The 17535-nt window shown below is 68.7% G+C and carries 18 protein-coding genes; 10 read left to right on the forward strand and 8 right to left on the reverse strand.

The annotated features are described in order from the left end of the window. Positions 1-9: 9 nt before the first annotated feature. From OERS_RS02220 to OERS_RS02240, 5 genes are all read left to right on the forward strand, one after another. Positions 10-768, forward strand: a complete 759-nt coding sequence (locus OERS_RS02220) for a hypothetical protein (RefSeq protein WP_068624074.1) — start codon at positions 10-12, stop codon at positions 766-768. A 308-nt stretch (positions 769-1076) separates the two neighbouring features. Further along, complete coding sequence (locus tag OERS_RS20935) at positions 1077-2135, forward strand: hypothetical protein (protein WP_068624076.1); 1059 nt, start codon at positions 1077-1079, stop codon at positions 2133-2135. Continuing rightward, positions 2132-2656: a hypothetical protein gene (locus OERS_RS02230; protein ID WP_068624077.1), complete on the forward strand. Its 525-nt coding sequence runs from the start codon at positions 2132-2134 to the stop codon at positions 2654-2656. The genes OERS_RS20935 and OERS_RS02230 overlap by 4 nt, the downstream gene beginning before the upstream one ends. Before the next feature lie 2 nt (positions 2657-2658). Then, positions 2659-3504 carry a hypothetical protein gene (locus OERS_RS02235; protein WP_068624079.1) on the forward strand — a complete coding sequence of 282 codons (846 nt, stop codon included), beginning with the start codon at positions 2659-2661 and terminating at the stop codon, positions 3502-3504. A gap of 80 nt (positions 3505-3584) precedes the next feature. Beyond that, entirely contained in the window at positions 3585-4013 is a 429-nt protein-coding gene (locus tag OERS_RS02240) for a hypothetical protein (protein WP_068624081.1), read from the forward strand. 219 nt (positions 4014-4232) lie between these two features. Here the strand turns inward: OERS_RS02240 and OERS_RS02245 are convergent, their stop codons facing one another. Then, positions 4233-4949, reverse strand: a complete 717-nt coding sequence (locus OERS_RS02245) for an IclR family transcriptional regulator (protein ID WP_068624083.1) — start codon at positions 4947-4949, stop codon at positions 4233-4235. A 145-nt stretch (positions 4950-5094) separates the two neighbouring features. Here OERS_RS02245 and OERS_RS02250 point away from each other — a divergent pair, with 145 nt between their 5' ends. Continuing rightward, positions 5095-5484, forward strand: a complete 390-nt coding sequence (locus tag OERS_RS02250; RefSeq protein WP_068624085.1) for a GlcG/HbpS family heme-binding protein — start codon at positions 5095-5097, stop codon at positions 5482-5484. A 44-nt stretch (positions 5485-5528) separates the two neighbouring features. Beyond that, positions 5529-6167: a cysteine hydrolase family protein gene (locus OERS_RS02255; RefSeq protein WP_068624087.1), complete on the forward strand. Its 639-nt coding sequence runs from the start codon at positions 5529-5531 to the stop codon at positions 6165-6167. A gap of 744 nt (positions 6168-6911) precedes the next feature. On the opposite strand, the gene OERS_RS02260 is transcribed toward OERS_RS02255, so the two are convergent. From OERS_RS02260 to OERS_RS02295, 7 genes are all read right to left on the reverse strand, one after another. Beyond that, positions 6912-7679, reverse strand: a complete 768-nt coding sequence (locus tag OERS_RS02260; RefSeq protein WP_169834174.1) for a MerR family transcriptional regulator — start codon at positions 7677-7679, stop codon at positions 6912-6914. Then, a complete protein-coding gene (locus OERS_RS02265; RefSeq protein WP_068624092.1) occupies positions 7669-8916 on the reverse strand; it encodes an MFS transporter in 1248 nt (415 codons plus the stop codon). Before OERS_RS02265 ends, OERS_RS02260 begins: the two co-directional genes overlap by 11 nt. A gap of 1589 nt (positions 8917-10505) precedes the next feature. Continuing rightward, the gene (locus OERS_RS20530; RefSeq protein WP_068624095.1) at positions 10506-10883 is read right to left on the reverse strand and encodes an NAD(P)H-dependent oxidoreductase; all 378 of its coding nucleotides are present in this window, start codon (positions 10881-10883) and stop codon (positions 10506-10508) included. After that, positions 10844-11920, reverse strand: coding sequence for a DUF7007 domain-containing protein (locus OERS_RS22370; RefSeq protein ID WP_068624097.1), 1077 nt, complete (start codon positions 11918-11920; stop codon positions 10844-10846). The genes OERS_RS20530 and OERS_RS22370 overlap by 40 nt, the downstream gene beginning before the upstream one ends. Then, the gene (locus OERS_RS02285; RefSeq protein WP_068624099.1) at positions 11917-12306 is read right to left on the reverse strand and encodes a hypothetical protein; all 390 of its coding nucleotides are present in this window, start codon (positions 12304-12306) and stop codon (positions 11917-11919) included. Before OERS_RS02285 ends, OERS_RS22370 begins: the two co-directional genes overlap by 4 nt. Positions 12307-12331: 25 nt before the next feature. Continuing rightward, a complete protein-coding gene (locus OERS_RS02290; protein ID WP_068624101.1) occupies positions 12332-12595 on the reverse strand; it encodes a hypothetical protein in 264 nt (87 codons plus the stop codon). Next, positions 12592-13062 (reverse strand): hypothetical protein, encoded by a 471-nt coding sequence (locus OERS_RS02295; protein WP_068624103.1) that lies wholly within the window; start codon positions 13060-13062, stop codon positions 12592-12594. The genes OERS_RS02290 and OERS_RS02295 overlap by 4 nt, the downstream gene beginning before the upstream one ends. A gap of 7 nt (positions 13063-13069) precedes the next feature. On the opposite strand from OERS_RS02295, the gene OERS_RS02300 reads away from it, so the two are divergent. The 3 genes from OERS_RS02300 (at position 13070) to OERS_RS02310 (ending at position 17395) form a co-directional block, all read left to right on the forward strand. After that, on the forward strand, positions 13070-13405 hold the full coding sequence (locus OERS_RS02300; protein ID WP_068624105.1) for a hypothetical protein: 336 nt from the start codon (positions 13070-13072) through the stop codon (positions 13403-13405). A 454-nt stretch (positions 13406-13859) separates the two neighbouring features. Continuing rightward, entirely contained in the window at positions 13860-15170 is a 1311-nt protein-coding gene (locus OERS_RS02305) for a chitinase (RefSeq protein ID WP_211268427.1), read from the forward strand. Next, positions 15170-17395 (forward strand): RICIN domain-containing protein, encoded by a 2226-nt coding sequence (locus OERS_RS02310; RefSeq protein WP_083201156.1) that lies wholly within the window; start codon positions 15170-15172, stop codon positions 17393-17395. The genes OERS_RS02305 and OERS_RS02310 overlap by 1 nt, the downstream gene beginning before the upstream one ends. Positions 17396-17535 lie beyond the last annotated feature (140 nt).

Consider the following 17535-nt stretch of genomic DNA (forward strand, 5'->3'; position numbering starts at 1 on the left):
GGGACGGCAATGAGCAACCAGGGCGGCATCGACGACCTCTTCCCGTCGGCACCGCGCCCACCGAAGCGTCCTAAGCGCCGGGCACCCCAGGTCAAGCTGGTGCTGCACACCGAGGAGATCATGGGTGAGGAGAGCCCGGGCCCTTCGGCGTGGGTCGGCCCGATCCCGGGCGTGCGCTCGACGACGCCAGCACCGCGTCGTGGCCGCTCGCGAGTGCGTCGCGCGCTGCTGAGCTTGGCGCGCCGCTCCCCCGACACCGACCCTGCTGCGCCCGCTCCCGTCCCGGCCCCGCCTGCTCCTGCCTCGCTCGGTGAGGACCTGGCCGCGACCGTGCTGACCGAGGGCGAGGCGTGGGCGGCTTCGGCGCGCCCGCACTTCCCTGCGCCCGTGTTCACTCCTGTGCCGGTCGCCGACGTCCCAGCCCCTGGGCCTGACCTGGAGCGTGAGACCGGCCCGTTCGCCGCGGCCCGAGGCGACCTGGTCGCGGGCACGCTCGTGCGCCGCCTTGTGCCCGCGGTCGTGGCGGTGCTCGCGCTGGTCCTGGCCGCGTCGATGCTCGGGCTCGAACGCCCCGTGTGGATAGTGACGCTTGCCGCGCTGGCGCTGGGAGCCTTGGCGTGGCTGGCGCCTGCCTCGCCCCGAGGGTGGCTGCTGATAGCCGGCCTGACGGTCGCAGCCCTGGGTGTGCTGTGGGTTCCGGCCCTGGTAATGCCGGTCCTGATCGTGGCCGCTGCGGTGCACGTCGTGGCCCGGGACGGGCGCGCGTAGACCTGAGCCCGATCTGGGTGCATAGGGGTGAGTGTGCGGTGTTATCGCGATCCTGACCCGCGAAGACACCATCTGTGGCCTGCATCACCCTCGAACCCGAGTGATGAGGATCACCTCCCCCCGTCTAGTTCATTGAGAGCTACCGGCTCCGACTGCCCGGAAGGTCAGTAGAGAAGATGCCACGACCTCCTCGTCACGACTGGTCTGAAGCCACCTGTGCGCTGCTCCACGACATCGCCGTCGGGCATGCCGCGGCCAGTCTCCTCGCTGAGCCCTCAACCTCACGCCTGCGCGCCGCCCGAGCCGTCGTGGTCCTGCCCACCTGGACGTGGCGCCGCTCGCGCATCAACGTCGGGCGCAAGGACACCAGCCAGGTCGGCACCGAGCGCCTGGCCCTGCCGATCCCGGTGCGCTGGGAAGGTGGCCCCGTCCACCTCGTGCGCGACCCTCTCGACCTGTCCTGGTCCGCGGTCGGGCTCGGGCACACCATGACCGGCCACGCCCAGCTCGACGCGGATGCCTTCTCGATCAGCTTCGACCTCCAGGCTGACGGCGAGGCGCCCGGCGACACCGACACCGACGCCGACACCGGCGACGTCGACCTGACCGACTGCGACGTCCCGGCCCACGCCAGCGCCCCGCTGACCTCCCGGACCCGGTTCATCGCGGCCCTGCGCGCCCTGGTCGAGACCGGTCACCTCTCCACGTGGCTGCTGCGCCAGCGCCTGACCCCGATCGCACGCCGCGCCCTGGAGAAGGCGAACTACGCCGTCGCCCGCGAGGTGTGGGGCGAGGGCGGACCAGCGACCATGCTCGACCAGGAGCAGATCGAGCACCTGACGACGGTCATGACCCTCGGCGAGTCCCAGGACAGCGAACGCGTCACCCCGACCGGCGTCACGAAGTCCGCGGCGGCGCGCAACCCGCTGGACCGGATCATCGAACGCCTGCTGGTGACGAGCAACTTCACGCGCGTGGACATGCACCGCTACCTCAGCCGCGCGATCCGCGTCGAGGCCGAGACCCTCGTCCGCCAGTCCGTCGGCGACCCGCACATCGGGCGCAAGGTCCGGGCCCTGGCCGCGACCAAGGCGTACCCGGACCTGGCCACGCTGATCGCGGACTACAACGCCCTGTATCCCACCGACCACCTCTCGGTGCGCCGGGCCACGGCCGCCCTGATGGTCACCACGACCCTGGACACCCGCAGCGTCTCCTTCATCGGGCGCGACGGGTACGAGCACGACCACCGCGATCCGAACGCCGAGTTCGAGGACTGGCTGTGCGAAGCCCTGTCCCCCGAGCTCGCGGACGGCGGGTCGATCGACTGGGACGTGGAGCCCTGGATGCTGGAGGTCTCCGCGTGAGCCCCCAAGCCCTGACCCGCACCCCCGTGCCCTCCCGGACGCACGCCAACGCCGCCCTGGCCACGGCCCGGCGCACCCGCGCCCAGTGGCTGCTCGCCGTCACCGCCGGACAGGTCACTCCCACCGAGGTCATCGCTCAGGCAGCGACCGCCCCTGGGCGCCCGCTGCTCGCCCTGACGCTGCGCCAGCTCGTCATCGCCCAGCCCGGTTGGGGCGTCCGCCGCACCGAGGCCGCGCTGGCCAAGCTCGCGTCCTTCTCCCAGGCCACAACCACGCGCCGGATGAACATCTCCTGGCTGCTGGACCCCCGGTGCGCCGGGTCCAGGTACATCGCCTGGTGCGACGTCATGCACACCAGGCGCGACCGGGCCCCGTGGCCCGGCTTCCCCTTCACGGCGGGTCCCGCGATCACCGCGCACCCGACCGTCGCGTCCCTCATGGGCGCCACCACGACCAGCACGAGCGACGCCGACCAGATCAACGCAGACCAGATCAGCACGCATCAGCAGGGGACGAACTGACTATGAGGACCACCCTCGACGACCTGTACGACATCGCTGCGATCGGCGACGAGGACGCAAGGCGCATCGCCGCCGGGGTGTTCATCGCCGAACGCATGGCGCTCTACCGCCGCATCGCCCGGCCACTGTGCCGGCGCTACGGCCTGAGCGTGGACAACCACCTGGACGACATGGCCTCGGTGGTCTGCGAGGTCGCGATCAAGATGGTCGAGCAGCTCACGAGCGACGTCGAGTCCCTGGACAAGGTCCGCAACTTCGAGGCCCTGCTGCACGTCTCGTGCGCGGACCGCGCCCGGTCCTACGCCCACTCCGAGCTGGGTCGTGCACCGGTCTCGGGCATGCAGTCGGTGATGCGCCGCCGCGTCACCCTCGAACGCACCCGCGACCAGCTGCGCGCCAACCAGCACCGCGAGCCCACGGACGCCGAGACGGTCGAGGCCCACAACGAGCAGGTCAGCCTGACCCGCAAGGACGCCGCCTACCAGGGGGCGCTTGCCACCGCCGCGGACCTCGGCGAGGTCGGCGCGCTGAACATCGACAACCACGACCGGGTCGTGGACGAGCCGGACTTCATCCTGCACCCCACCGAGGGACGTGAGCTCGTCAAGACGATCCTGGACGCGGCCGGCACCAGTGGTGACCCGGTCGTCGCAGCGGTCGCCGACGCGTGGGCCGGGAGCTACTACTCCCAGGAGGAGGGACAGCTCGCGACCACCGCGCAGATCTCCCAGGCCCTCGACCTGCCCGAGCGCCGGGTGCGCCGAGTCCTGGTGCAGGTGCGCGGCATGGGGATCGAGATCCTCGAACGCCGGTTCGGGATCACCGCCGACCAGGCCGCTGCCTCCTGAGCGACTGAGCCCCGTTCGGGCCGTTCCTGCCCCCGCGCCCCACGTCCCGGTCATCAACCGGCGAGGCGAGCAGCAAGGCAATGAACCCGAACACCACCCTGTGGCCGCAGATCACCGCGATGGTCGCCCACGCTGACCGCGACGCCCAGGACGAGCACGGCCACGGGTACGCCCTCGGGCTACGCAACGCCCTGTCCGCCCTCAAGCCCTACCCGATGTCCGTGCCCGTCGTCGTGCGAGCTATGGACGTCTTCCGTCTCGCCGAGACCCTCACCCGCACCCTGGCCACGCGCACCCCGCGCGAGACCGGCATGCGCGAAGGGCTCGCCGCGGCACTGTCCGTGGCCGTCACCGGCTCCCACGACCCTGCGTGGGCCCGCGCCGTCCTGACCGGGCTCGACGACAAGACCCTGCCCGGGACCGGCGGGCTCGCGGCCCTGGTCCACTTCGAGGTCGGCCCGCATAAGAATCCGGTGACCACCGCCCCCACCGAAGGAGCAGCAGCGTGAACCCCGACCGCGACGACGACCACGATCAACCGGCTCACCCCAGGCCAGCGGGTGCGCCTGGAGTCCCCGACGAAGTCCGCACTGTCCTGGTGGGCGGCGCGCGCCGCGAACGAGCGCTACGCCATCCTGACGCGTCAGACCACGTTCCGCCCCGAGGGTGAGCTCCACTACACGATCCTCGACCAGTCGAAAGTGTGCGCGGTCCCTGCGGCCGGCCGTTCAAGCGGCCGAGTCGGCCGCCGATTTCTCCGAGGTGGCCGAGAGAGCCAGGCGGGCGAGCCCTGCGATCTCGACGAGTCGATCCTCCCCCAGCCGGCTCGTCGGCCCGGCCACCCCGACCGCGGCTCCTCGGCCCAAGGGGATCGCGACGCACGAGACGCCGGGATGGAAGCGGTCGAGGTCCAGCGCGTACCCGGCCTCTCGGGCGCGGACGACGTCGGCCTCGTGGAGCGGCCAGGCGTCTCGCTGGGCCGAGCGGACCCTCCCGGCCAGCTCGGGGCTCGCGGCCAGAAGCGCGTGCCCGATCGCCGTGCCGAGCAGAGGCTCGCGCTCGCCGGCCAGCACCGTCAGCCGCAGGGGCTCGGGCGACTGCACGGCGTCGACGCACAGGTAGTCGGTGCCCGACGCGAAGGCGAGGTACGTCGTCTCCCCCGTGGTGCGGCTCAGGTCCTCCATGATCGGGCGCACCCGGACCCGCAGCGCTTGCTCAGCCTCGGCACGAGGCCCGACGAGCGACGCGATCTTGTCCGTGACCCGGTACGCCGAACCCCGGGACAGCTGCGTGATGTACCCGAGCTCCTCGAGCGTCGCGAGGAGGTTGTGCGCCGTGCTGCGGTTGAGCCCCACCTCCTCGGCGACCTCGCTCAGCCGCACCCCGCCAGGGCGCACCGCGACGCGTTCGAGCAGCACGAATGCCCTCTGGACCGACTGGATCATGCCCTCATCCCCTCAGGATTCCACAATGTTGAACAAACACCCTTCCGGACCGCTGATTGTTTGACACTACCAACTCGAGGCTCGGACAGTTGCTCCCGGAAGGCAAGCTCGGCCCCTCGAGCGCCTCACGAACTAGGAGGAACGCATGGAGCAGGACCGCGCCCAGAGGGCCATCACCACCGTCCGGACCGCAGCCCACGAGCAGGGGCTCACCGTCTCGATCGCCATCGTCGACCTCGCCGGCCTCCTCGTCGCCTTCCACCGCATGGACGGCGGCCTGGCCGGCCCGGTCGACGTCGCCCAGAAGAAGGCCCGCACGGCGGCGCTGTTCGGCATGGACAGCATCGACTTCGGCCAGGTCGCCCGACCCGGCGGCGACATCTACTCGATCGAGCACACCAACGGCGGCCTGATCTCGTTCGGTGGCGGCATTCTCCTGCGCGACCGCGAGACCATCGTCGGGGCGATCGGCGTCGCGGGCGCCACCGTCGACACCGACCAGCAGCTCGCCGCCCTCGGCGCCGGCGCCTACTGACACCCGTCCCGCGCATCCCCCGCCCCTCGACACAAGGAACCGCCATGACTCTGACCCTCGACCCCACCCGCACCGCCGTCCTGGTCGTCGACCTGCAGAACGACAACCTCGCCGACGACGGAGCCGCCGCCGGCACCGAGATGATCACGCACGCACGACAGGTCGGCGTCATCGAGAACGCAGCCCGCGTCGCTGCCGCCGCTCGCGCCGCCGGGGCGCCCGTCATCCACGTGCACTTCGTCATCGACGTGCACGCGGGAGGCGCTGGCCGGAACATCCCGCTCTTCGACGAGATCACGTCGACGCCGACCGTCGTGCGGGGGACCTACGGTGCCGCGCCGTTCCCGAGCGCAGAACCCCAGGAGGGCGACCTCGTGATCGACCGCGCGCGCATGAGCGCGTTCCAGGGCACGGCCCTGGACACGATCCTGCGCACGCTCGGGATCACGCACGTGGTCCTCACCGGCGTGCACACCAACCATGCCGTCAACACCACGGCCCGCGTCGCCGCGGACCTCGGGTACACCCCGGTCCTCGTCAGCGACGCCACGGCGTCCACGACGGCCGAGGCCCACGCAGGAGACCTGCGCTACGGCTTCGCGGACATCGCCACGATCCATGACACCGCCTCTGTGGTCGAGGCTCTCACCGCCCACCCGGCCTGGCCACTTCCCACCATCTAGCCCCCGGCTCCGCGGGCGCAGCGAGCCGCGAAGCCCGACCGAGGACCGCGGGCCGACACTTCGGACAAGACGAGACCCCTGATCACGCGCCAGCATCTTGGGCGAGTCAGGGGTCTCGTCAGGATCCTATCCGTAACCGGGCAACCGGTATGTCGGCATCCCAGGAGGTCTCGGGGCAGCAGGTGCCTGTGGCGTTCGCCACTGAGGACACCCCGCTGTGACATCGGGGACCTCAGACCGCGCTCGTCGCAGGGGCCCGACCTTCCCCGTCACAGGGTCGGATGCGGTCTTGCTCAGCGGTCTCACAACAGGCCTTCCACCCCGGCGCACGCCCGCCCGGCGAGGATAGGTGACTGGTTGACAGTCCAGATCGTGCCAACAACCGGGAGACGAGTGAGTTGGAGTTCCACGTCTCACTCGCCCCGGCCGCACGGCGACCCCAGGTCAACGGCGCATCGTCCGACACCGTGCGAAGAACTGGCAGGCTGCGGTGCATGCGGTCAGTGGAACAGATCGCAGGTGCCGCTCGCTCCGGAGCGCACCCGGATGTAAGGCGGCTCACAGCAGCACACCATAGCCATCAGCGCCGCCGGCGCAGAGATTCTGACAGGTTCCTCGTCGGGCCGGTGAACGCCTGTGGTCGGCACCGAGCAAGCGCGACGTGCGCCGTGCATCCCGACGTGCTTCACGTGAACGCCGACGAGCCTCCGCCCAAGCGATAGCACCACATCGAGAAGCGCACTCCTACGGCGCATCTCCCGAATCGAGTCGCCGCTCTATGGCCTTTAGCACCTCGATCTGCCGCGCATTGAACAGTTCGGCGGTCTGTTCCTCGAGCAGGTGGGCATTCTGATGCAAGGTGTTCGGCCTCTCCCATTCTGCGACACTGGCGAGTATGGGCTGCATGGTAGCCACGAAGGTGCCGGTGAGTTCATCTGCGTCTTCGTCCGACGTCTCCGGGTCGAGACGCGCGAAGCGTTCGACTAGCGACGACACCACGGGAGCGAGGTCGGGTGAGCTGAGCCGCTCGTAGAGCCGCACGATGTGGGGCATCCCGTCGTCTCCCGCGAGGTGGGCGAGGAGCACGGCCTGATCGCGATCAGCTCTCGAGACCGTCGGCAACTCGGCCTTGGCGATCAATGCGACGAACGGCGCGAGTTCGGGTGGCAGGTCCGGCATTGCTCGGTGCGCGCGGACGCTAACAACGAGGTTGCGCTGAGCAGTGAGCCGATCGATCTGCTCGGTCAATTCGGTCTCGAGTTCGTCGAGGAGCTTCGCGGCATCCTTCTCTCTGTCGTCCTCTCTGTCATCGAGGAGAGTGGGCATCCGGTCGAGCGGGATGCCCAGGGCCACGAGACGCTTGATGCGCAGGACGCGCACCAGGTCATGGACGTCATAGTTGCGATAGTCGTTGCTCGAGCGTCGGGGCTCGTCGAGGATCCCGACCTGGTGGTAGTGCCGCAAAGCGCGGACCGTGAGCCCGGAGAGCCGGGCGAGTTCGCTACTGCGCATCGCGTGCCACCACCACATCCTCGCGTTCTGTGGGTTCTGCTCGTGGCTCCAGATTACGCAACGACCGTGCGAACAGTCCGCCGACCAAGGCCACCAGCCAGATGCCGGCAATCGCGATGGCAGCGACGTTGAGCGTCGTGTATTCGGTCAGGACCGCCGCCGCGACGAGGGCGAGGGGTGGTACTGCCGTCATGATCGAGTTCTGGGTTCCCATGACTCTTCCTCGCATCTGCTCGGGGATGCGCTCGATCATGAGTACGCCGATCAGGCTGCTGAACAGCCCGCTCGCCAGGCCGATGATGAATGCCCCGCTGAAGACGATCCAGACCGTTGAGAGCGTGGCAAGGATGCCGATCCCGAGCATGGTGCCCACGAGTCCAGAGACGAACCAGAACCGGCGCCGACCGCGAGTGCTGCCAACGGCGTAGACCGCACCGCCAACCAGCAGCCCAGCAGCCAGAGCGGTCAGGACGAAGCCGAGGAGACCTCGCTGATCCAGTAGCGAGAAGTACACAGGCAGGATCAGCCCCTGCAGGGCCACCAGCACAGCGACCGAGGCGACGCTGAGCAGGGTCGTCGCCACGAGCAAGGGCGTGCGGAATAGTACTCGCCACCCATCGCGCATCTCGCTCCAGGCATTGCTCGATCGGGTGCGTTCGGCGGGGATCGCGCCGACGCTATGCGGAATGAGCAGGGTAACGAGTGCAGCAAGGAGGGATGTCGCGCCGGTGATCCAGAGCACGGCCGCTCCGCCGAACAGTGCCATGAGAGTGCCGGCGGCCGCGGGGCCCACAAGCATCGCGACTGCGCCGAGCGTCTCGCGGATCCCCATCAAGCGCTCGGCGCTAAGCGAACCGTGTCGCACGATGGCGGGGAGGAGGGCGTCTCGAGCGGTCATGCCGGGCACGTCACCGAGCGAGCCCAGGATGCCGAGCAGCACGAACCAGCCGATGCTCAGCCCAGAGACTATGTCGATCAGAGGCAGAGCCGCGATCGACAGGCCGGAGACGAGGTCGGTGACGACGGATGACGTCCGCCGATTGATCCGGTCAATCACTACCCCCATGACGAGGCCAGCAAGGACAGCAGGGACGGCGGTGGCTCCCGCCACCACACCCATGCCGAGTACGCTCCCGGTGGTCTGCAGGACGACAAGGGGAAGAGCAATGCTGGCGATTGAATTGCCCAGTAGAGATAGAAAGTAGGAGGTGAGGTACGAGAGAGGTATGAACGTCATGATTCCAGTCAGAACTATGACGTTGCGGCGGGGTCAAGTCCGGCTCGGCGCAACACTGCCTCGGAGATCCGCAGCGGTCGCTAGCGGTTTCTCGCACTGAAGGGCGTATGCAATGAAGCGAGCCCTTGTGCCGAGCTTGGTGCTACCTCTCCTGCTCACTGGAACCACCAGCGCGGCCGAGGCCAGCGACGAGCCCGATCCGGGCGCGACGATGATCGCGTTCGCCGCCTCGGGGTCGAGCACCGTCGAAGACGCCGTCGCGTCCGCGATCGACCTACACGGGCCGGTGGCGGTCTTGCTCAGCGACCTCACAACCAGCCCTCCACCCCGGCGCACGCCCGCCCGGTGGGAGTAGGTGACTGGTTGACAGGCCGGATCGTGCCAACACCCAGGAGACGAGTGAGTTGGAGTTCCACATCTCACTCGCCCCGGTCGCACGGCGACCCCAGGTCAACGGCGCAACGTCCGACACCGTGCAAAGGACTCTTGCAACGGCGGCCTTGTCGACGGTGACGACGACTGATGAAGTCCAGGCGAACTCTCTGTCAGGGATCACGCCGTGTGCCCAGCAACGAACCTCATATCGAAAGTAGCGCGAGCGCCCAAGCCATCGCGCACCCACCGGCCCCGTCGCTACGACACCCCGCTCACCCGAAGTTACCGCCCAGGCAGGAGCCATCTCAACGACGTAGGGAACACCATCGACGCACAGCTCGAGTGCGGCGTGGAACAGCGTCGCTGGTCGGCGACGCTCGACGAACGCGCAGGCCCGCTCCCACCACGCACTGGTGTGTTTGACAACGTGTCCCCCCGCTCCGACCGGCAGCCAGATCAGCGAAACGCTGTTGCGGCCCTCTGAGTCGACTTCGGTCATGTCGGCCCTAGGCGTGGGCAAACGGAACTCGCCTCGCCCAGTCGATCGCAGGACGTCCTCTTGGCGGACTCGCGACTCATTGCACAGTCGTCGAGGGCTGCGCACCGTCCGCGAGGCGGGACGCCCCCAGAGCCGTGGCGCGCGACACGCTCCCCCGCACATCGCCAATGATCACAAGCCCGAGCTCCACACCGACACTCTATGGGCGCATCGGCCCCAGGTAGTCAGCAAGACCGCCACGAGACTGGTCAGACCCACTACCGCGGCAAAACCGACGGCGGTCTCAACCCACCAACGCACCACCCAGCGGTGAGGGTTGCACCTCGCAACGCGCGCCGTGTGTCCGCCCTCCTCGCCCGAAGATGAGGAGGCCGCACGGGCCGCCGACCAGCGCACCGACGACTTCGCAGCGGCATTGACCAACAACCAGCGCGGGGTCAACTACACCCTGTTGACCGTCCTGTTCGCACTCGTGCTGTTCTTCGTCGCGGTCGTCAGCCGTCACCGGTCCCAGCGCTTGAACTGGATCCTGATCACCAGCGCACGCGTGCTGTTCGTGGTCGGAGTGACCTTCTTGCTCATGCTCCCGAAGATCATCTGCCCCCCCCCCCCCGCTGGCCAGGCCACTCAGCAAACCACCGGAGCGGCACGGCTAGATCGCCTCGGCCGATCTCGAGTGGTCAGGCGGGTGATCGGCGCGACGCGGAGAGCAGGCTCAGGACCTCGACGGCGCCGTCGAGGCTGACATCTGTCGGAGCGAGGTCGAGGTGTGCGGTAGGCGTGCGAAGCGATCTTCGACCTTGGTGAGGAGTTTCTGGCGGGTCTGGGGGCTCTTGCCTGCGGGGTCGTGGGCGCTGATCCACTGGAGGTTCTTGACGCCGATCTTGCGGAAGGTGCCGCGGAACAGGATCTTGGGCAGCGGGTTGCCCAGCAGCCAGCGGTACAGGACCTTCGGGGTCGACATCACGGTCAGCAGGGTGACGCTCTGGATGTTGGGGATGCCGTTGATAGACCGCCCGACCTTGTCGGGCTCCTTGTAGACCACGCCCTTGGTCAGGACCTTGTCGAGGAAGCCCTTGGTGCCGGCGGGCATGAACTCCCACCACACGGGGAACGCCAGGACGAGGTGGTCAGGATGGGCCCTCCGGAGTCTCCGACGTTGCGGGTCTGCTGGAGGTAGTAGGTCACCTTGTCGCTGTTGTCGAAGGTGTCGGCGCTCTTGCCGGTGACTCCTTCGGTCGCCAGGACGTCGCGCAGCGTGGCGACCGAACCGTCGTCGCGGCGCCACCGCTGCGCGAGGTCCATGGTGAAGCGCTCCTTGGCCGTCGGGGTGAGCCCGGAGGTGTCGATGACCGGGTGGATCCGCGCGACTGGGACCTTCACGACGGGTGGCGGGGTGATGTCGGTGTGCCGGTCCGGGTCGGCGACGAAGCGCGTGCGGTCTGCGGCGTACTCGTCCTTGGGGACGAGGAACACGCGCTGGTTCTCCCAGCTGCCGGGGTCGCGCCCTCCTCCGGTGGTCGTGGTGACCTCGACCATGCCGGGGTGGGCCTCGGAGTAGGTCGCCGAGACAGCGACCTGGTCGGTGGCGTGCGCGTCGAGGAACAGACGCTCGTCCTTGACGGTGGACTCACCCGGCGCGACAGTCTCCCCGGTCGCCTTCTCGTACCCGTCCGGGGACCAGTTCTTCACCGATGCCCGAGCGCGCTCGGCGACGAACGCGGGGTCCGTCCATGGGTCGTTGTTGCCCCTTCGCTCGCGAGCGCGCGATGCGGCGTACTCGTCCGGGAACGTCATCAGGACGATCTGGGCCTCGCAGTCCTCCTCGTACCATCCCGAGGAGGTGCGCAGCGCCGTGGGCACCTGCTGGTTGCGCTGCGGTGAGAGCTTCATGCCGCCGTGGCTGCCGGTGCCGACCTCCACGATGCCGTCGGCGACATGGACCAGGTGCTGGACCGGGCCCCATGGGGTGCGAGAGCCCTCCTGGACGTTCGACACGCTCCCCCAGTCACGGGCGGGTGCGGCGGGACCGGCGAGGGAGACATCGGACTCGGCCCTGGACTCGACGGCGAACTGGCCGCCGGCGGGCACGCCGGTCCGGACGCGGTTGCGGTCTGCGGTGGTGGTCATGACGGCACCTGCTCGTCCGTCGGGTCAGCAGTCTCGGCGGCGTCCTCGTCTGCCTCGAGCCGGCCGGTGTGGTGGTGGTCGTTCAGGTTGACGATGACCTGGTCGTCGGCGTCCGTGGGCTGCCCGTCGTCGATGTAGCAGTCGAGGGCGTCCTCTTCGCAGAAGCCGTCGATGAGCAGGGAGTCCTGCATCGCCCGGTTGGCGGTCTCATCGTCGGGGTAGGGCCCGACCATGAGGTCCTGGCCTTCACGCTCGATACGTACCCACAGGCCCGGCCCGGCGGGTGCGGCGAGGGTCACGTCGGGCTCGGTCTTGGGCTCGGTGGAGAACTGGCCGCCCGAAGGGGTGCCGGCGCTGACACGGCTACGGTCTGTGGTGGTGGTCATGACGGGTAGATGTGCGGGGCCGCGATCACGAGGTGACCGGCGACTGCTCGACCCACCCACCCCCGAACGAGCTGAACGTCGGGGCGCTGGAGTGTTCTGTGCACGCGTACCGCGGCGGGCCGACCGGGCCCCGCGCCTGGACGCGTGTCGAGGCCTCGCCCGCGCAGAGCTCACACCTGGGGGCCTGGTCGGGCAGCTCGACGTCCGGCTCCGCTCGAGCGGTCGACGTGAACTGGCCGCCAGCGGCCGTGCCTGCGTCGACGCGGGAGAGCCCTGCGGTGGTGCTCATGCTCGTCGCGCCTCGAGTATCGTGCGGATGCTGGTGATGGCGCTGCGCGGCGCGTCGAGGTCGGTGGTGGACTCGTCGGGCAGGAGGCTCTCGATGCTGGCCACGAGCTCGCGGGCGGACGTGTTGACCTCGGGGTCCCCGTCCCAGACGGGGATGTCGTTGAGGTTGATGCGCACGCGTCCGGTGGTGGCGTTCGTGTCGAGCTGGACGACAGGGACGCCGTCGTCGCCGACGTACGTGCTGAGCACACCGGCTGGCGTCTGCTGCACCTCGAGGTTGGGCACTCGCGCCAGGGCGGCGTCGACGCCGACGGCCCACTGGCGCTCTCCGGCTCGCTGCCCGACCTCGACGGCGTGCTTGGTCCAGATGTCGGATCCGGTGAGCAGGTCGGCTGCCGCGGTGTAGTTGTCCTCCACACCCCCCTCGCTCGCCGGGTCGTCGAGGCGTTCGCCGTGAGCGTCGAGCACCTGCGACGTGCATGAACTCGCCCTGGTCGGAGTCGACGAGCACCAAGCGGCTGGCAGTCGGATACTGCTCCCGCATGTCGAGCGCGAGGACGCGCAGCGAGAGCTCCTCGATCTCGTCGGAGAGCTCGTCCCGCTCCTCCTCCGTGACCGCGCTGCGATAGCGCTCCTGGGCTTCCCGGCGGGTCGCCTGGGTGAGGGCGAGGTCAGTCTCGGGCGTCGCCTCGGCGTCCAGGGTGAGGCTCGGCTCGGCGCGGGCATCCTGGGCGAACTGGCCGCCGGCGGGCGTTCCAGGTTGGACTCGGGCGGGGTTCAGGTTGCGGTCGAAGGGGCTCATGACCGGTAGATGTGCGGGCGTCCGCACTCAGGTCTCTGAATACTCGGCTAGGGGCATATGGGAACGCTCGCGCTTCAGCATGCCTCACGCCCGGCGCCTGTGCCGATTGTAGGCGTCGAGCGTCACTTCTCAGGACCCAGTCCGCGAGTACGGGTGTTTACGTACGTGTTCTACCGGATGGTGCGGTCTGTCCGGATGCTCTAGCGTCAGGAACGCTTACTAAACACTTAGTAAGCGTAGGGGGCTCGCCCGGCGCAGTGCACCGGGGTCCGCTGGCGCGCATCGTCGCTCGCTGGCTCGACCCCGCCCGGTCTCGAGGGACCAACAGCGCGAGCTTCCAACTCGACACCACCACTACGAGCCCCGCTCAGGTGCAGGGCTCCGACAGGACGAAGGAGTGACGAGCATGGCCAAGAGTCGGATGAGCAGAAGATTGGTAAGGCTACTCACCACATTGATCGTGATGGTCGGCATGATCGGCATCACCATGCCGACGGCGCAGGCAGCGACGGGATCGATCACGGGGTACGGCAGCAAGTGCGTCGACGTCGCGGCCGCGTCGATCGCCAACGGTGCCCAGGTGCAGCTCCACGGGTGCAACGGCACGAGCGCGCAGAGCTGGACAACGGGCACCGACGGCGCGGTCCGCGCGCTCGGCAAGTGCCTCGACGTGGCCGGTGGTAGCAGCGCAAACGGTACCCGGGTCCAGCTCTGGGACTGCAACGGGTCGACGGCCCAGGTCTGGACCGCACAGTCCGACGGCACTCTGCGCGCGCTCGGCAAGTGCCTCGACGCGACCGGACCGAGCTCGGCCGACGGTACGCCCCTGCAGATCTGGGACTGCTTCGCCGGTCCGAACCAACGCTGGACACTGCCGACCGGTGGCGGCAACCCGGGCAACCCCGCGAAGCTCGCGGGCTCCCCCTACCTCTACCTCGGGTGGGGCAACCCGCCCAGCGCGACGACCATCATGAGCCAGACCGGCGTGCGCGCGTTCACGATGGCATTCATCCTCTCGTCCGGCGGCTGCAACCCCGCGTGGGACGGGCAGCGACCGCTGCGCGGCGGCGTCGACGAACAGACGATCAACGCGATCAAGTCCGCCGGCGGGCAGGTCCAGATCTCGTTCGGTGGCTGGTCCGGCAACAAGCTCGGCCCCAACTGCTCGAGCGCGCAAGCGTACGCGGGCGCCGTGCAGCAGGTGATCGACGTGCATCGTCCCGAGGTCGTGGACTTCGACATCGAGAACTCGGACGAGTTCGAGAGCTACGCGGTCCAGGACCGGATCCTGGGCGGCCTGAAGATCGTCAAGCAGAACAATCCGAACGTGAAGATCGCCGTGACGATCGGCACCGGTCAGAGCGGACCGACGGGCGCGGGCACGCGGCTGATCAACCGGGCCGCCGAGCTGAGCGTCCCGATCGACAACTACACGATCATGCCGTTCAACTTCGGCGCGTCAAACATCGTGACTGCGACGATCAACGCGTCCGAGGGGCTCAAGAACCAGCTCAAGACAGCGAACGGCTGGAGCGATGCACAGGCATACTCGCACATGGGCATCTCCGGCATGAATGGCCGCTCCGACGGCGGGGAGACCACCACGACCGCCCAGTGGACGCAGATCCGCGACTACGCCCGCACCAACGGCCTCACTCGGTTCGCGTTCTGGTCAGTCAACCGTGACCGCCAGTGCGCCGGGGCACTCAACGACACGTGCAGCGGCGTGCCGCAGCAGTCGTGGGAGTTCACACGGATCACGGCGGGCTTCTGATGAGCACCGCAGGAGGTTTCCCCATCACCTCGAAGGCGGCAGCGCCCCGTCGGTGGACATCCCGCGCCGTCTCGTTCGCCGCGGCACTCTCGCTGGTGCTGACCCACCTGGTCGTCGGGGCGAGCCCGGCCCAGGCCGCGCCCCCCGCCGGGCCGACCTCCGTCGTCAACGTGGGCAGCGGCAAGTGCGTCGACGCGCGTGCCGCGAGCTCGGGCAACGGCACGGCTGTGCAGCAGTACACCTGCAACGGCACAGGCGCACAGTCCTGGCAGGTCACAGCGACAAGCGACGGGTACGTCCGCATCGGTCTCTCGAGCGCGCCTGGTCAGGTCTGGGACGTCGCGAACGTCTCGACCGCGGACGGAGGCATCGTGCACCTGTGGGCCTACGGCAACGGCAACAACCAGCAGTGGCAGCCCGTCGAGCAGGCGGGCGGGACCTACCGGTTCGTCAACCGACTCAGCGGCAAATGCCTCGACCTGCCAGCGGCGTCCACCGCGGACGGTGTTCAGCTTCAGCAGTACACATGCAACGGGACGACGGCGCAGTCGTTCCGGTTCGGCGCGGGAACGGTCACCCCACCGACAGGTGACCAACCCGACTTCGGCCCGAACGTCGTCGTCATGGACCCGTCCATGCCGCAGGCCACGGTCCAGAACCGCGTCAACGAGATCTTCGCGCGGCAGGAATCGAACCACTTCAGCAGCGAACGATACGCGATCCTCTTCAAGCCGGGGACCTACTCGACGGACGTCCGTGTCGGCTTCTTCACCCAGGTCCTCGGGGCGGGCCTGTCGCCCGACGACGTCACGATCAACGGCCATGTACGTGCCGACGCACGGTGGTTCAACGGCAACGCGACACAGAACTTCTGGCGTGGCGCCGAGGGTCTCTCGGTCAACCCGACGGGGGGCACCGAGCAGTGGGCGGTGTCCCAGGCCGCGGCCTATCGGCGCATGCACGTGCGGGGAAACCTGCAGCTAGACGACGGCGGCTGGTCGTCGGGCGGTCTGCTCGCCGACTCCCGAGTCGACGGCCAGGTACGTTCCGGCTCGCAGCAGCAATGGCTCACCCGTAGCTCCGACCTGGGGAGCTGGTCCGGGTCCAACTGGAACATGGTCTTCGTCGGCGTGAACGGCGCACCCTCAGGCAACTTCCCCCAGCCGCCGTACACGCGAGTCGACGTGGCGCCGGTCGTGCGCGAGAAGCCCTACCTGTACGTGGACGGCGCCGGGAGCTGGCGGGTCTTCGTGCCCGCTGTGCGTCACGACACACGCGGAGCGAGCTGGTCGGGAGCGCCGTCGGGCTCCTCCGTGCCCATCGGCGACTTCTACATCGCCAAGCCCGGCGACACCGCGGCGACGATCAACGCCGCACTCGCACAGGGCAAGCACCTGCTCGTGACCCCAGGTGTCTACCGGTTGAGCGAGCCCGTGCGCGTGACCCGCGCGAACACGGTCGTTCTCGGCCTCGGGCTCGCTACCCTCCTGCCGACCAACGGCACGGCGGCGATGACCGTGGCCGATGTCGACGGCGTGAAGATCGCCGGCGTGCTGTTCGACGCCGGTGTCACGAACTCCCCGGTGCTGCTAGAGGTCGGACCGGACGGATCGTCAGCCGACCACTCGGTCAACCCCACCTCGCTCCACGACGTGTACTTCCGTGTCGGCGGGGCAGCCGTAGGCAAGGCGGAGCGCAGCATCGTCGTCAACAGCGACGACGTGATCGGCGACCACCTGTGGGTATGGCGTGGGGACCACACCTACGGCATCGGGTGGAACAGCAACACGGCCGCCAACGGTCTGATCGTCAACGGTGACGACGTGACGATGTATGGGCTGTTCGTCGAGCACTACCAGCAGCATCAGACCATCTGGAACGGTGAACGCGGACGGACGTACTTCTACCAGAACGAGCTGCCGTACGACCCGCCCAACCAGGCGGCCTGGATGAACGGGTCTCGACGGGGATGGGCGGCCTACAAGGTCGCCGATCACGTCACCACGCACGAAGCGTGGGGGCTCGGAAGCTATGCCTACTTCAGCTCGAACCCGTCCGTCGTGGCCGACAACGCCATTGAGGCACCCAACCGGCCCGGCATCCGATTCCACAACATGACCACCGTGTCGCTCGGTGGCATCGGGACGATCCAGCACATCATCAACGGGATGGGCGCGACAGCAGGCCCCTCGAGCAACGTCGCGACACTGGTCTCCTACCCCTGAGACCTGTTTGTGACCCGATGTACGGACGACCGCGAGACCTCGGGCTCGCGGTCGTCCGTGCGTCGGGTCGTCGTGCTCGGCGACGGTGAAACAGTCGTCGATCAGGACGTTGGAGCCCGTGAACATCGCGGCGTCGTCAC

The sequence above is a fragment of the Oerskovia enterophila genome, assembly GCF_001692445.1.
Taxonomy (GTDB): domain Bacteria; phylum Actinomycetota; class Actinomycetes; order Actinomycetales; family Cellulomonadaceae; genus Oerskovia; species Oerskovia enterophila.

Coding starts and splice junctions, on each gene's coding strand:
- OERS_RS02220 (WP_068624074.1), top strand. CDS start 10: ATGAGCAACCAGGGCGGCATCGACGACCTCTTCCCGTCGGCACCGCGC.
- OERS_RS02235 (WP_068624079.1), top strand. CDS start 2,659: ATGAGGACCACCCTCGACGACCTGTACGACATCGCTGCGATCGGCGAC.
- OERS_RS02240 (WP_068624081.1), top strand. CDS start 3,585: ATGAACCCGAACACCACCCTGTGGCCGCAGATCACCGCGATGGTCGCC.
- OERS_RS02245 (WP_068624083.1), bottom strand. CDS start 4,949: ATGATCCAGTCGGTCCAGAGGGCATTCGTGCTGCTCGAACGCGTCGCG.
- OERS_RS02250 (WP_068624085.1), top strand. CDS start 5,095: ATGGAGCAGGACCGCGCCCAGAGGGCCATCACCACCGTCCGGACCGCA.
- OERS_RS02255 (WP_068624087.1), top strand. CDS start 5,529: ATGACTCTGACCCTCGACCCCACCCGCACCGCCGTCCTGGTCGTCGAC.
- OERS_RS02260 (WP_169834174.1), bottom strand. CDS start 7,679: ATGCGCAGTAGCGAACTCGCCCGGCTCTCCGGGCTCACGGTCCGCGCT.
- OERS_RS02265 (WP_068624092.1), bottom strand. CDS start 8,916: ATGACGTTCATACCTCTCTCGTACCTCACCTCCTACTTTCTATCTCTA.
- OERS_RS20530 (WP_068624095.1), bottom strand. CDS start 10,883: ATGCCCGCCGGCACCAAGGGCTTCCTCGACAAGGTCCTGACCAAGGGC.
- OERS_RS22370 (WP_068624097.1), bottom strand. CDS start 11,920: ATGACCACCACCGCAGACCGCAACCGCGTCCGGACCGGCGTGCCCGCC.
- OERS_RS02285 (WP_068624099.1), bottom strand. CDS start 12,306: ATGACCACCACCACAGACCGTAGCCGTGTCAGCGCCGGCACCCCTTCG.
- OERS_RS02290 (WP_068624101.1), bottom strand. CDS start 12,595: ATGAGCACCACCGCAGGGCTCTCCCGCGTCGACGCAGGCACGGCCGCT.
- OERS_RS02305 (WP_211268427.1), top strand. CDS start 13,860: ATGGTCGGCATGATCGGCATCACCATGCCGACGGCGCAGGCAGCGACG.
- OERS_RS02310 (WP_083201156.1), top strand. CDS start 15,170: ATGAGCACCGCAGGAGGTTTCCCCATCACCTCGAAGGCGGCAGCGCCC.